Here is a 15,069-nt window from a genome sequence, read left to right as displayed (position 1 = left end):
CCGCGGGCGTCCGGCCGGCGGTGATCGCGGCGGTAGCATGGGCCCATGGGTGAGGCTGGAATGAGCGTTCTCGACGGCATCGTGTCCGGGGTGCTGGAGGACCTGTCGGTCCGCCAGGAGCTGACCTCGATGGACGCCCTCAAGGAGCGCGCCTCGCGCCTCCCGAGCGCCATCGACGCGAGGCAGATCCTGGCCCGCGACGAGGTTGGCATCATCGCGGAGGTGAAGCGCTCGAGCCCGTCCAAGGGTGAGCTCGCGGACATCGCCGATCCCGCGCTGCTCGCCACGGAGTATGAGGCCGGCGGTGCGTCGATCATCTCGGTCCTCACCGAGCAGCGCCGCTTCGACGGGTCTCTCGCGGACCTGGACGCCGTCCGCGGCAAGGTCGACATCCCCATCCTGCGCAAGGACTTCATCGTCACGCCCTACCAGGTGTGGGAGGCCCGCGCACACGGCGCCGACGTGGTCCTGCTCATCGTCGCCGCCCTCGACCAGCTCGCCCTGGAGAGCCTCATCGAGCGGGTGCACTCGCTCGGGATGCTTGCGCTCGTCGAGGTGCACTCCGTGGAGGAGGTCACGCGCGCGGCCGACGCCGGGGCCACCGTGATCGGCGTGAACGCCCGCGACCTGCGCACCCTCGAGGTCGACCGCACCACCTTCGCCCGCGTCGCGCCCGCCATCCCCGAGGGCGTGCTGAGGATCGCGGAGTCGGGCATCCGTGACAGCCATGACGTGGTCGAATACGCCCGACTGGGCGCCGACGCGGTGCTCGTGGGCGAGGCCCTGGTCAAGGATCGCGACCCACGCGCGACCGTCGCCGAGATGGTCGCCGCCGGCGCCCACCCTGCGCTGCGGTCGGTCCGCCCGTGACGGAATCCCTCCAGGAGGCCCCCGGGCCGTACTTCGGCGACTTCGGCGGGCGCTTCGTGCCCGAGGCGCTCATGGCCGCGCTTGACGAGCTCACCGACGCGTACGAGAAGGCACGCATCGACCCCGCGTTCACGGGCGAGCTCGCCAGGCTCGCCCGCGACTACACGGGACGTCCCTCCATCGTGACGGAGGCGCCGCGGTTCGGCGCCCACGCGGGCGGAGCGCGCATCGTCCTCAAGCGCGAGGATCTCAACCACACCGGCTCGCACAAGATCAACAACGTGCTGGGACAGGCGCTGCTGACCAAGCGCCTGGGCAAGACCAGGGTGATCGCCGAGACAGGCGCCGGCCAGCATGGTGTTGCCTCCGCCACGGCGGCCGCGCTGATGGGGCTCGAATGCGTGGTCTACATGGGCGAGGAGGACACGCGGCGCCAGGCGCTCAACGTCGCCCGGATGCGCCTGCTGGGCGCGACGGTGGTGCCCGTCACCTCAGGCTCGCGCACGCTCAAGGACGCCATCAACGAGACGTACCGCGACTGGGTTGCGAACGTCGACACCACCAACTACCTGTTCGGCACCGCCGCCGGCCCTCACCCCTTCCCGGCGATGGTTCGCGACTTCCAGCGCGTCATCGGCGTCGAGGCGCGCGCGCAGATGCTCGAGCGCGGGGGACTCCCCGACGCCGTGGTCGCCTGTGTGGGCGGAGGCTCGAACGCTATCGGCATCTTCGATGCCTTCCTGGACGATGCTGGGGTGCGCCTGATCGGCTGCGAGGCCGGCGGGCACGGGCTCGAGTCCGGGGAGCACGCGGCGACCATCGCGGGCGGTGCCCGGCCCGGGGTCCTCCACGGCTCCAGGTCCTACATCCTCCAGGACGAAGACGGACAGACCATCGAGTCCACGTCGATCTCCGCGGGCCTCGACTACCCCGGGGTGGGTCCCGAGCATGCGTTCCTCGCCTCGATCCACCGCGCCGAGTACTGGGCGGTCACGGACGCGGAGGCGATGGAGGCCTTCCAGCTGCTGTGCCGCACCGAGGGGATCCTGCCCGCCATCGAGTCCGCGCACGCTCTCTGGGGCGCGCTCAGGCTGGGCCGCGAGCTCGGACCCGACGCGACCATCCTGGTCAACCTCTCGGGCCGTGGGGACAAGGACGTCGAGACGGCCGCGCGCTGGTTCGGGATGCTCCCGGAGGGGAACGAGTGACGGCCCTGACCGATCGGCTCGACCAGGCGCAGGCCCAGGGCCGCGCCGCGCTCATCGGCTATCTGCCGGTGGGCTACCCGGACGTCGAGCGCTCGGCACGCGCCATGGCAGCCATGGTCGAGGCGGGCGTCGACATCGTCGAGGTGGGCCTGCCGTACTCCGATCCCGTGCTCGACGGCCCCACGATCCAGGAGGCCGCAGAGGCCGCGCTGCGATCGGGGGTGCGGGTGGCGGACGTCTTCACCGCCGTCCGCGCCGTCGTGAGCGCCGGAGCGCCCGCCGTGGTGATGTCGTACTACAACCCGATGCTGCAGTACGGGCTCGACCGCTTCGCCGCGGACCTCGCCGCCGCGGGCGGTTCCGGGGTGATCCTCCCGGATCTGACGCCCGATGTCGCCGCCGACTGGCTCGCCGCCGCCGCGGCGCACGGCCTCGAGTCGATCTTCCTGGTGGCTCCCTCGTCGACCCAGGAGCGGCTCCACTACACGGTGGCCCACACCACGGGCTTCGTCTACGCGGCGTCGCTCATGGGCGTGACGGGCGAACGCGCATCGGTGGGCGAGGCCGCCGAGCGGCTGGTCGCCGACACCCGCGCCGCCGGCGCCGCCCGCGTCTGCGTGGGCATCGGCGTGACCACGGGCGAGCACGCCCGCAAGGTCGCGGCCTACGCCGATGGCGTGATCGTGGGCTCCGCCCTGGTGCGGTGCCTCCTGGGTCATGAGGACGAGCAGGAGGCGCTCGCCGCACTCCGCGCGAAGGTCGCCGAGCTCGCAGAAGGCGTGAGGTCCGCGCGATGAAGGCATCCATCCCCAGCCCTCCCATCGAGTGGAGCGCGATCCACCTGGGACCGGTGACCATCCACGCCTATGCGCTGTGGATCCTGCTCGGCATCGGCGTGGCGCTGTGGCTCACCACGCGGCGCTGGGTGGAGCGCGGCGGCGCGGCCGAGGCCGTGGGGGATATCGCGTTCTGGGCGATCCCGTTCGGGATCCTGGGCGGGCGCATCTACCACGTCATCTCGTCTCCCGGGCCCTACTTCGGCGAAGGCGGCAACCCCTGGGACGCATTCAAGATCTGGAACGGCGGGCTCGGCATCTGGGGGGCCGTCGCGCTCGGCGCCGTGGGCGCGTGGATCGGGGCGCGCCGCGCCGGTGTGAGCTTCAGCGCGTTCCTGGACGCCGCCGCTCCGGCGGTGCTCATCGCCCAGGCGATCGGCCGCATGGGCAACTACTTCAACCAGGAGCTCTTCGGCAGCCCCACCACGCTGCCGTGGGCCCTCGAGATCGACCCGGCGTTCCGCCCCGCGGGCTACGAGCAGTTCGCGACGTTCCACCCCACGTTCCTCTACGAGATGGTGTGGAACCTCGCCGGCGCGGCGCTGATCATCTACCTCGATCGGCGCCTCGACCTGCGCGGTGGGCGCGTGTTCTGGCTGTACGTCATGGTCTACGTGTCGGGACGCCTGTGGATCGAGCACGTGAGGATCGACGAGGCCGTGAATGTGCTCGGGCTCCGCATCAACGAGTGGGTGTCCATCGTGGTGCTGTCAACGGCGGTCGCGGCCTTCACTATTCTGGGCCGCAGGCAGCGCACCGCTGCCGTCAGACCCGATCGGTCACAGCTCGCGGCGGCGCCCTCCCACCCGGAGGACGATGCCGCGGTGACAGACCCCGTCGAGGACGTCGCCGACACACCGGGTGACGGCTCCGCCGGGGCCTGAGGGACGGGATTTCGCGGCCCCCACCTTCGCGGTAGGCTGAGCATCCGTGTGAACACCGGGCCGACGGCGCCCCGAAACCAACGAAGTCCCCGTATGTCCGGGGACGGCAAAGGACGGTGTGATGGTCGCGCATCTTGGCGCTCCCGGGCCCGGGAACGGGCTGTATAACCCCGCGTATGAGCATGACGCGTGTGGTGTGGCCTTTGTGGCGACTCTGCGCGGCACCGCGGGCAGGGATGTGGTCGATGCGGGACTGACCGCCCTCAAGAACCTCGAGCACCGCGGGGCCGTGGGCGCGGAGACGGAGACCGGTGACGGCGCGGGTCTCCTCACCCAGGTTCCGGACGCGTTCCTGCGCGAGGTCACCGATGTCGAACTGCCTGCCGCAGGCGAGTACGGCGTCGGAATCGCGTTTCTCACGCCCGGCGCGGAGGACGCGCAGGTCGCTGCGTTCGAGGCCGCGGCGGCCCAGGAGGGCGTCACCGTGCTCGGATGGCGTGACGTCCCCACCAACCCCGAGCCGCTGGGCCCCTCGGCCCGCGGCGCGATGCCCACGTTCCGTCAGGCGTTCGCCTCCTGCGACGGACTCAGCGGCATCGAGCTCGACCGGCGGCTGTACCGCGTGCGCAAGCGTGCCGAGGGTGCCGGCGGCCCGTTCTTCGCCTCGCTCTCGTCGCGCACCCTCACCTACAAGGGCATGCTCACCACGTATCAGCTCGAGCAGGTGTTCCCGGATGTCACGCATCCGCTGTTCGCCTCGGAGCTGGCGCTGGTGCACTCCCGGTTCTCGACCAACACCTTCCCCTCGTGGCCGCTCGCCCAGCCCCTGCGTGGCATCGCCCACAACGGCGAGATCAACACCGTGCGCGGCAACCGTAACTGGATGGCCGCTCGCGAGGGCATGCTGAGCTCCGACCTGCTGGGCGACATGGCGCCGCTGATGCCCGTGTGCACCCCGTCCGCGTCGGACACCGCATCGTTCGATGAGGTGCTCGAGCTGCTGCACCTGGGCGGCCGCCCCATCCACCACGCGCTGCTGATGATGATCCCCGAGGCGTGGCAGAACAACGACTCGATGGACCCGGCGCGACGCGCGTTCTACGAGTACCACTCGGCCCTCATGGAGCCCTGGGACGGCCCCGCCGCGCTGCACTTCACCGACGGCACCGTGATCGGCGCGACGCTCGACCGCAACGGCCTGCGGCCCGGGCGCTTCTGGGTCACCGAGGACGGGCTGGTGGTGTGCGGCTCCGAGGCGGGGCTGCTGGACATCGACCCGGCGAAGGTGGTGCGCAAGGGACGCCTCCAGCCCGGTCGCATGCTGCTGGTCGACACCCGTGCCGGCCGCATCGTCGAAGACGAGGAGATCAAGTCCTCGCTGGCCTCCGAGCATCCGTACGAGCAGTGGGTGGCGGACAACGCCATCCGCCTGTCCGAGGTGCCCGACCGTGAGCACATCTCCCACTCGCAGCGCTCGGTGCAGCGCCGCCAGCGGGCGTTCGGTTACACGGAGGAGGAGCTCAAGATCCTGCTCGCGCCGATGGCGAAAGAGGGCGTCGAGCCCATCGGCGCCATGGGCTCCGACACCCCTATCGCGGTGCTCTCTCAGCGCCCGCGACTGCTCTTCGACTACTTCGTGCAGATGTTCGCGCAGGTGACCAACCCGCCGCTGGACTCCATCCGCGAGGAGATCGTGACGGCCACGGGCGGCGCGCTCGGGCCCGAGCCCAACCTGCTCGAGGCCACGCCCGAGCACGCGCGCAAGATCATCATCGACTTCCCGGTGATCGACAACGACGACCTGGCGAAGATTCTGCACATCGACCGCGACCCCAAGCGTCGCGGGGTCTTCTCGTCGCGCAAGATCCGTGGGCTGTACCCGGTCCGTGGAGGCGCGGAGGCCCTCGAGACCCGGCTCTCCGAGATCTTCCGCGAGGTGGACGAGGCGATCGAGGACGGCGTCTCCTTCCTGGTGCTGTCGGATCGCGACTCGAACCCGGACCTGGCGCCCATCCCGTCCCTGCTGCTCACCTCGGCCGTGCACCACTACCTGGTGCGCACACACCGCCGCACGCAACTCTCGATGGTGGTCGAGGCGGGAGACGTCCGCGAGGTCCACCACGTCGCCCTGCTCATCGGCTACGGCGTGGGCTGCGTCAACCCGTACCTCGCGATGGAGACTGTCGAGGATCTGGCCAAGCGCGGCTACCTCGGCGACGTGACGCCGGGACAGGCGACGTACAACCTGATCAAGGCCCTGGGCAAGGGCGTCCTCAAGATCATGTCCAAGATGGGCATCTCGACCATGGCGTCGTATCGCGGCGCCCAGGTGTTCGAGGCGATCGGCCTGTCCCGCGACCTGGTGAACCTCCACTTCGCAGGTACCCCCAGCCAGATCGACGGCGTCGGGCTCGACGTCATCGCCGAGGAGGTGGCGAGCCGGCACGCGGACGCGTACCCCGCATCGGGCGAGCTGCCCGCCCATCAGAGCCTGCGCACGGGCGGCGAGTACCAGTGGCGCCGCGATGGCGAGGAGCACCTGTTCGACCCGGAGACCGTGTTCAAGCTCCAGCACGCGACGCGCAGCCGGCGCTACGACGTGTTCCAGCAGTACACGGATCGCGTGGACGATCAATCGCGACGCCTGATGACGCTGCGGGGACTGCTCGCGTTCGACTCCGACCTCCCAGCGATTTCGATCGACGAGGTGGAGTCGGTCTCCGACATCGTCAAGCGTTTCAACACCGGAGCGATGTCCTACGGCTCGATCTCCCAGGAGGCGCACGAGACCCTCGCGGTCGCGATGAACCGACTGGGCGGGAGATCGAACACCGGCGAGGGCGGCGAGTCCGTCGACCGCCTGTACGACCCGGAGCGGCGCAGCGCGATCAAGCAGATCGCCTCCGGTCGCTTCGGCGTCACGTCCGAGTACCTGGTGAACGCGGACGACATCCAGATCAAGCTGGCGCAGGGCGCCAAGCCCGGCGAGGGTGGCCAGCTGCCGGGCAACAAGGTGTATCCGTGGATCGCCGAGACGCGCCACTCCACGCCGGGCGTGGGCCTGATCTCGCCGCCTCCTCACCACGACATCTACTCGATCGAGGACCTCAAGCAGCTGATCCACGACGCCAAGAACGCGAACCCGCTGGCACGGATCCACGTGAAGCTGGTCGCCGAGGTCGGCGTCGGTACCATCGCTGCGGGCGTGGCGAAGTGCAAGTCCGATGTGGTGCTCATCTCCGGCCACGACGGCGGCACGGGCGCGAGCCCCTTGAACTCCCTCAAGCACGCCGGCGCGCCGTGGGAGATCGGCCTCGCCGATACTCAGCAGACGCTGGTGCTCAACGACCTCCGCGACCGCATCGTGGTGCAGGTGGACGGCCAGATGAAGACCGGCCGCGACGTGGTCATCGCCGCCCTGCTCGGCGCCGAGGAGTTCGGATTCGCCACGGCGCCGCTGGTGGTGTCCGGCTGCATCATGATGCGGGTCTGCCACCTCGACACCTGCCCCGTGGGGGTGGCGACCCAGAACCCCGAGCTGCGGTCCCGGTTCTCCGGAAGGCCCGAGTTCGTCGAGACCTTCTTCGAGTTCATCGCCCAGCAGGTCCGGGAGCACCTGGCGGCGCTCGGATTCCGCTCGATCGCCGAGGCGGTCGGGCACGTCGAGGCGCTGGAGACCCGCGCCGCGGTGGACCACTGGAAGGCGCAGGGCCTGGACCTGTCGCCCATCCTCGCGCGGCCCAAGGCCGGAGCGGCCCTCATCAACACCACGGTGCAGGATCATGGCCTCGCGGAGGCGCTCGACAACGAGCTGATCGCTGCGGCCCAGCCCGCTCTCGAGCGCGGCGAGCCGGTCCGGATCGAGCGCGAGGTCCGGAACATCAACCGGACCGTCGGGACGATGCTCGGGTTCGAGGTGACGCGGCGCTATCGGGGTGCGGGGCTGCCGGACGGCACCATCGACGTCACCTTCCGCGGCAGCGCCGGGCAGTCATTCGGTGCGTTCGTGCCGCGCGGTATCACCCTGCGTCTCGAGGGCGACGCGAACGACTACGTGGGCAAGGGGCTCTCCGGCGGGCGCGTGGTGGTGCGCCCCGCCCGGGAGTCGATGCTCGACGAATCGCGCGACGTGATCGCTGGCAACGTGGTGGGATACGGCGCCACCGGCGGCGAGATCCTGCTGCGCGGTCAGGTGGGCGAGCGCTTCCTGGTGCGCAACTCGGGCGTGACCGCGGTGGTGTCCGGCGTGGGCGACCATGCCCTCGAGTACATGACCGGCGGCACGGCTGTCATCCTGGGCAGGACGGGCCGCAACATCGGCGCCGGCATGTCGGGAGGAACCGCCTACGTGATCGACCTCAGGCCCGAGCGCGTCAACGCGCAGGCGCTGGCGGCCGGCGAGCTGACGCTCAGCCCGTTGGACCCGGAGGACGAGGTGATCGTCCGTACGCTGGTCGAGCGGTTCGGCGCGGAGACCCATTCGCCGATGGCGCGCGAGCTGCTCGCCGATTGGGACGCGTCGGTCGCGCGGTTCACGCGGGTGCTGCCCGCTCAGTACGCGCGCGTCCGCGACGCGTTGGCCGAGCTCGAGGCGAAGGGCGGCGACCTGACCGCCCCGGGTGCCTGGGCCGAGTTCCTGGAGGTGACCGGTGGCTGACCCCCGTGGATTCCTGAAGGTGCGCGAGCGCGCGGTCCCGGCGTATCGGCCGGTGCCCGTGCGGCTGCGCGACTGGTCCGAGGTGCGCGACGAGCTGGGCCGTGACGAGGTGGTGCTCAAGCAGCAGGCCGGCCGCTGCATGGACTGTGGCATCCCGTTCTGCCACCAGGGATGCCCACTGGGGAACCTCATCCCGGAGTGGAACGATCTGGTCTGGCGGGGGCAGTACGGCGACGCGATCGAGCGACTCCACGCCACCAACAACTTCCCGGAGTTCACCGGCCGCATCTGCCCGGCTCCGTGCGAGACCTCGTGCGTGCTGGGCATCAACCAGCCCGCGGTGACCATCAAGAACGTGGAGGTCGAGATCATCGACCGCGCGTTCGCGGACGGTCGCGTCACGCCGCACATCGCCCAGCGCCACACCGGTCGCACGGTCGCGGTGGTGGGCTCCGGTCCCGCGGGACTCGCGGCCGCGCAGCAGCTGACGCGCGCGGGCCACACGGTGGCCGTCTACGAGAAGGACGACCGCGTGGGTGGCCTGCTGCGGTACGGCGTGCCCGACTTCAAGATGGAGAAGATCCACATCGATCGGCGCGTGGCGCAGATGGAGCGCGAGGGCACGAGGTTCCGCCTGGGCATCGAGATCGGCCGCGACATCACGTGGGACGACCTCAGGGCTCGATACGACGCCGTCCTCATCGCTTCCGGCGCCCCCGTGCCTCGCGACCTGCCGTTGCCGGGCCGCGACCTCGGTGGCATCCACTTCGCGATGCCCTACCTCCACCAGGGAAACCTGGCTGCGGCAGGTGAGGTGGTGGAGGACCAGATCACCGCCGAGGGCAAGCACGTCATCGTCATCGGCGGCGGGGACACGGGCTCCGACTGCATCGGCACGGCGTTGCGGCAGGGCGCGGCGAGCGTCACCACGCTCGCGATCGGCAAGAAGCCGCCCACGGAACGCCCCGAGAACCAGCCGTGGCCCACGGACCCGCGCGTGTTCGAGGTGTCCTCAAGCCATGAGGAGGGCGGCACGCGCGACTACCTCGCGTCCACCGTCGAGTTCGTGGGCGACCAGGATGGCCACGTGGTGGCCCTCAAGGTCGCCGCCACGCAGTACAACGCAGATGGCTCGCGCACCCCGACCCCGGGAACGGAGAGCGAGATCCCCGCGGATCTGGTTCTCATTGCGATGGGCTTCACTGGGCCTGAGGTCACGACCCTCCAGGCGCAGTCGCAGGTAGCGTTGACACCGCGCGCTCAGATCGAGCGTGCCGACAACTTCGCGACCACCCAGGAGGGCGTGTTCGTGGCCGGTGATGCCGGCCGTGGCGCGTCCCTCGTGGTCTGGGCGATCGCCGAAGGACGAGCGGTCGCGGCCGCCATCGACGAGTATCTCTCAGGGAGCACCGAGCTCCCGGCGCCGGTGACGGCGCACACGACGGCGCTGCGCGCCTGAATCCGAGGTTGGAGAATATGCGAAACGCCAAGATTGTCTGCACGATCGGTCCGGCGACGGCGCCGATCGACCAGATGCGAAAGCTCGTGGGTGCCGGCATGGACGTCGCCCGCATCAACCGCAGCCACGGCTCCGCCGAGGAGCACGAGCAGGTCTACCGCAACATCCGGCAGGCCGCCGAGGAGCTGGGACGCAACGTCGCTGTCCTGGTCGACCTGCAGGGCCCCAAGATCCGCCTCGAGAAGTTCGCCAACGGCCCGCACGAGCTCGCCGTGGATGACGTCTTCACCATCACCACGCGCGACGTCGAGGGCACCAAGGAGATCTGCGGCACCACCTTCAAGGGGCTGCCCGGCGACTGCCACCCCGGCGACATGCTGCTCATCGACGACGGCAAGGTCCGCGTGGTCGTGACCGAGGTCACCGACACCGACGTGATCACCAAGGTCGTGGTGCCCGGACCGGTCTCCAACAACAAGGGCATCAACCTGCCCGGAGTCGCGGTCTCCGTGCCCGCGATGTCGGAAAAGGACGAGTCGGATCTCCGCTGGGGCCTCAACCTCGGCGCCGACTTCATCGCCCTCTCGTTCGTCCGGTCCGCGGCCGACTACGAGGACGTCGCCCGCATCATGGCCGAGGAGGGGATCGTCATCCCCGTCATCGCCAAGGTCGAGAAGCCCCAGGCGGTCGAGAACCTCGCAGAGATCGTGGACGCCTTCGACGGCGTGATGGTCGCTCGGGGCGACCTGGGCGTGGAACTTCCCCTGGAGGAGGTCCCGCTGGTGCAGAAGCTCGCGATCGAGCTGTGCCGATCGCAGGCCAAGCCGGTCATCGTCGCCACCCAGGTGCTCGAGTCCATGACGCACTCGCCGGTCCCCACCCGTGCGGAGACCTCCGACTGCGCCAACGCGATCCTCGACGGCACGGACGCGGTGATGCTCTCCGGCGAGACGTCCGTGGGCGACTACCCGATCATCACCGTGGAGACGATGGCCCGCATCGTCAAGAACACGGAGGAGAAGGGCCACTCGCGCATCGCGCCGTACCTGTCGACGCCCCACACGCGTGGCGGCGCCATCACCCAGGCCGCTGCGGAGATCACGGGCTTCCTCGACATCAAGTACATCGTGACGTTCACGCAGTCCGGCGACTCCGCCCTGCGCATGTCGCGCCTGCGCCCGTCGACCCCGATGCTCGCCTTCACCCCCAAAGCCGCGACGCAGAAGCGCTTGGCGCTGTCCTGGGGCGTGCACGCCGAGCTCGTCGACCACGTCGAGAGCACCGACGACATGGTCAACCTGGTCGACGGCTTCCTCAAGGCCTCGGGACGCGCCGTCGACGGCGACTACATCATCGTGGTCTCGGGCACGCCGGTGGGCATTCCGGGCACCACGAACGCGCTGTTCGTCCACAAGGTGGGTCAGGTCCGCCTCTAGCGACCACCATCGGCGAGGGGGCCCACCGGCAGCCGCCGGTGGGCCCCCTCGCGTTCCGCTCGGCGCCTAGAGTGGAGGCAGGCGGCGCAACGCAGCGGCGCCCGACAGGGAGGCTTGCCGTGACCCGCAATGCGGTCCAGCTCATCACCTATGCGGACCGGCTCGCCGGCGACCTGCCCGGCCTCGCCCGGCTGCTCGCGACCTCGCCGTGGTCCGATGCCTTCGGCGGCGTGCACGTGCTGCCGTTCTTCACGCCGTACGACGGTGCGGACGCTGGGTTCGATCCCGTCGACCACACCCAGGTCGATCCGCGGCTCGGCTCCTGGGAGGACGTGGCGAGCCTCGCAGACCATGGCGACGTGATGGTCGACATCATCGTCAATCACGTCTCGTCCGACTCGGAGGCGTACCGGGACTGGTGTGCGCGGGGCGACGAGTCGGACGCCGCGGGGATGTTCCTCACGATGTCGTCCGTGTTCCCCGAGGGCGCGACGGAAGAGGAGCTCACCCGGATCTACCGCCCGCGCCCGGGCCTGCCCTTCTCACCGCAGATCGTCGCGGGGGAGCGGCGGCTGGTGTGGACCACCTTCACCTCGCAGCAGATCGACATCGACCTGAGCCACCCGCGTGCGCAGGCCTACCTGGACGCGATCCTCGACGCGGTCTCGAGCGCCGGCGCGTCCATGGTGAGGCTCGACGCCGTCGGCTACGCGGTCAAGACGCCGGGCACCACGTGCTTCATGACGCCGCACACGTTCGACTTCATCGCCGAGTTCACCGAGCGCGCGCGCGGCCGCGGCGTCGAGGTGCTGGTCGAGGTCCACTCGTACTACCGCCGCCAGGTCGAGATCGGCGCGGCCGTGGACCGCGTGTACGACTTCGCGCTGCCGCCGCTGATCCTCCACGCGCTGGCCACGGGCGACGGCGACCCGCTGTCGCACTGGCTCGACGTGCGCCCGGCCAACGCCGTGACGGTGCTGGACACCCACGACGGCATCGGCGTCATCGACGTGGGTGCGGACCAGACCGCGCCGGATTCGCCCGGGCTCCTTCCCCCGGCGGACCTGGACGCGCTGGTCGAGCGGATCCACGCATCGTCCGGCGGTTCGTCGCTGCTCGCGACCGGCGCCGCGGCCTCGAATCTTGACCTCTACCAGGTCAACTGCACGTTCTACGACGCCATGGGTGCGGACGACCGCGCCTATCTGGCGGCGCGCGCGATCCAGTTCTTCACTCCCGGAATCCCGCAGGTGTACTACGTGGGCGCGCTCGCCGGCCGCAATGACACTGACCTGCTGAAGCGCACCGGCGTGGGGCGAGACATCAACCGCCACCACTACTCGGAGGCGGAGATCGCCGAGGAGGTCGCGCGACCCGTGGTGGACGCGCTCATGCGGCTGTGCGCATTCCGGTCCCGGTTCGAGGTGTTCGACGGCGACTTCGCGCACTCGCTCGCGGGAGGGGTGCTCACGCTGCAATGGACGTCGGGTGAGGACGATGCGGTGCTCGAGGTCGATCTGGCCAGCCGCCGCACACGGCTGGCCTGGACCTCGGCGGGCGTGCGCGGCGAGACGACGGACCTGCTGACTGACCCGCCGTCGCTGACCTGACGCACGGCCCCGCGCCTGTCCATGGCATTCATCACACTCCGCGGGAAATCCTTCACGTGAGCGGATCCGCGGCCTAGCGTTCGTTGGCATGACGTTCTCTGCCCGTTCGCCCCGCCTCCTGCGTGTCCTCGGCGTCGTGTCCGCCGCCGCTGTCGGAATGTCGATGGGAGTGACATCCGCGTCAGCCGCGGTCACCGACGATTTCGGTGTGGGTGCGCCCTCGCTGGCGAAGCCCGCCTCGGGCGGTCGCTACATCTACGTCGACGACTCGGGCCGCAACATGGTGACCGCCGCCAAGGGCAGCTATTCGGACGGTTCCCCGTGGCGCAACATCAATCGTGTCTCCTGCCTCACCACCGGGAGGCTTCCCGCCTGGGTGGGAATGGTGGGCTGGTCCACCGACCAGGCGTGCCCCGAACCCGATATCACGCACCCGCTCGCCAGCGTCGAGGCGGGGGTGTCGGTCGCGCGGGCCGGTGACGTGGTGGTGGTGCGGAGCGGCCAGTACTTCGAACGCGTCGGCTATCACGCCCAGCGTGGAACGGCGAGCAGGCCCATCGTCCTCCAGAACTACCCCGGCGAGCGCGTCGAGGTGCACGGGTGGCTCAAGCTGGTCGAGGCCGACTACTGGACCGTTGAGGGCCTCCGGTGGATCTGGAACCGGGTCGAGACGCAGGGCGCGCAGTCGGTGGTGAACTTCATCGGCGGCACCGGCTGGACGTTCGCGCACAACGAGGTTCGTGACAGCCACGGCGTCGCGAACGTGCTGGTCCGTGCGAAGGGTGGAGCCTCGTCGAGTTCGCAGCGCGTCGACTACGCGCCTCACGACTACTCGATCATCGGCAACTGCATCGCGTTCAACCGCGGCACCCAGGCCGGGCTGGACCACAACATCTACCTGATGCCCTCGATCTGGTCGACCGGCGGGGAGATCACTCACAACCTGCTGGTCAGCGCGCCCTACGGCGGCAACATCAAGGCCGCCGGCTCCCGGGACCCGAACGAGTCGCCGCGCGACGTGAACATCTCCTACAACACGCTGCTGGGCGGCGCGTCGGGAATGATCTTCGGACTCAAGGCCCGTGACATCGCCTTCACCCGCAACGTGGTGAGCCTCTCGCGCAATTCCAGCTACTACGACGGCGGGGTCAAGACGTACAGCATGAGCTACCCCGGCACGATCGGCGTCAAGGACAACGTGATCGGGACGTACCGCTTCGCCATCCGCGAGTCGGGGTGGCCCAGCGAGCACATCTACGTGCGCCGCATCGTGAACTCCTCCGCGCCGTACACCGGCTCGGTCAAGAACTGTTCGATCACCTTCACCAAGTCCTGGACTCAGGACAACTACGGACACCACGCGGGCTGAGGGGCCCGCGTCCGGCGCCCGTCAGGCGTCCGGCTTCAAGGCGTCCCAGTCGCGCGGCCCCAGGTCGGGGATGCGGCGCTCGTAGCCGTTGCTGAACAGCGGCGACGTGACGATGAAGTCGGCCGTCGCGATGTTGGAGGCCATGGGGATGTTCCACAGCGCGCCCAGGCGCAGCAGCGCCTTCACATCGGGGTCGTGGGGCTGGGGCTCGAGGGGATCCCAGAAGAAGATCAGCATGTCGATGCGGCCCTCGGCGATCCGGCCGCCGATCTGCTGGTCGCCGCCCACCGGGCCCGAGAGGAACCGGTGGATCCTCAGGCCCAGCTCGCGCTCCAGCATGGTGCCGGTGGTACCCGTCGCGTACAACTGATGAGGCGCAAGGATCTCCTTGTTGTACGAGACCCACTCGAGAAGCTCCGACTTCTTGTTGTCGTGCGCGACGAGCGCAATATGCAGGGCGGGCATGCGGGCCTCCTGATGTGGTCGCGGTCGCGGGCCATGCGAGCCCGACGTCACCCCAAGTATGCCCCGCATCGGCGTCGAAACGGCCGTGGCACAAGGCCGAATCCGCGTGCTCGACGGTCCGTGCGATGTCACCTGTTGCCGGGTGAAATCCGCAGACGTATGCTTCCCGACATACGAGGCCCTTCACGGTAAGGAACGCCCATGACGCGGCGACCGGACGAACAGTGCGAGGTGGTCGTCGTCGGGTCGGGCTTCGGCGGCTCGGTGGCGGCCTT

At 69.7% G+C, this 15,069-nt stretch carries 10 protein-coding genes; 9 read left to right on the top strand and 1 reads right to left on the bottom strand.

All coding sequences use genetic code 11. The annotated features are described in order from the left end of the window. Positions 1–60 precede the first annotated feature (60 nt). The 9 genes from trpC (at position 61) to Q0L54_RS02890 (ending at position 14,329) form a co-directional block, all read left to right on the top strand. Entirely contained in the window at positions 61–870 is an 810-nt protein-coding gene (gene trpC / locus Q0L54_RS02930) for an indole-3-glycerol phosphate synthase TrpC (protein WP_296665417.1), read from the top strand. After that, entirely contained in the window at positions 867–2,078 is a 1,212-nt protein-coding gene (gene trpB, locus Q0L54_RS02925; protein WP_296665404.1) for a tryptophan synthase subunit beta, read from the top strand. Before trpC ends, trpB begins: the two co-directional genes overlap by 4 nt. Beyond that, on the top strand, positions 2,075–2,875 hold the full coding sequence (trpA, locus tag Q0L54_RS02920; RefSeq protein WP_296665402.1) for a tryptophan synthase subunit alpha: 801 nt from the start codon (positions 2,075–2,077) through the stop codon (positions 2,873–2,875). The genes trpB and trpA overlap by 4 nt, the downstream gene beginning before the upstream one ends. Further along, the gene (gene lgt, locus Q0L54_RS02915; protein WP_296665400.1) at positions 2,872–3,798 is read left to right on the top strand and encodes a prolipoprotein diacylglyceryl transferase; all 927 of its coding nucleotides are present in this window, start codon (positions 2,872–2,874) and stop codon (positions 3,796–3,798) included. The genes trpA and lgt overlap by 4 nt, the downstream gene beginning before the upstream one ends. A 121-nt stretch (positions 3,799–3,919) precedes the next feature. Then, positions 3,920–8,455, top strand: a complete 4,536-nt coding sequence (gene gltB, locus Q0L54_RS02910) for a glutamate synthase large subunit (protein WP_296665398.1) — start codon at positions 3,920–3,922, stop codon at positions 8,453–8,455. Further along, complete coding sequence (locus Q0L54_RS02905) at positions 8,448–9,914, top strand: glutamate synthase subunit beta (RefSeq protein WP_296665396.1); 1,467 nt, start codon at positions 8,448–8,450, stop codon at positions 9,912–9,914. Before gltB ends, Q0L54_RS02905 begins: the two co-directional genes overlap by 8 nt. A gap of 17 nt (positions 9,915–9,931) precedes the next feature. Further along, positions 9,932–11,350, top strand: a complete 1,419-nt coding sequence (gene pyk, locus Q0L54_RS02900; protein ID WP_296665394.1) for a pyruvate kinase — start codon at positions 9,932–9,934, stop codon at positions 11,348–11,350. 119 nt (positions 11,351–11,469) lie between these two features. Then, complete coding sequence (gene gtfA, locus Q0L54_RS02895; protein WP_296665392.1) at positions 11,470–12,960, top strand: sucrose phosphorylase; 1,491 nt, start codon at positions 11,470–11,472, stop codon at positions 12,958–12,960. 163 nt (positions 12,961–13,123) lie between these two features. Further along, positions 13,124–14,329, top strand: a complete 1,206-nt coding sequence (locus Q0L54_RS02890; protein ID WP_296665389.1) for a hypothetical protein — start codon at positions 13,124–13,126, stop codon at positions 14,327–14,329. Positions 14,330–14,350: 21 nt separating this feature from the next. Here the strand turns inward: Q0L54_RS02890 and Q0L54_RS02885 are convergent, their stop codons facing one another. Next, entirely contained in the window at positions 14,351–14,794 is a 444-nt protein-coding gene (locus Q0L54_RS02885) for a methylglyoxal synthase (protein WP_296665387.1), read from the bottom strand. Positions 14,795–15,069: the final 275 nt, after the last annotated feature.

This window comes from Demequina sp. (assembly GCF_024642165.1).
Taxonomy (GTDB): Bacteria; Actinomycetota; Actinomycetes; order Actinomycetales; family Demequinaceae; genus Demequina.
This window is presented reverse-complemented; position numbering and strand designations above follow the sequence as displayed.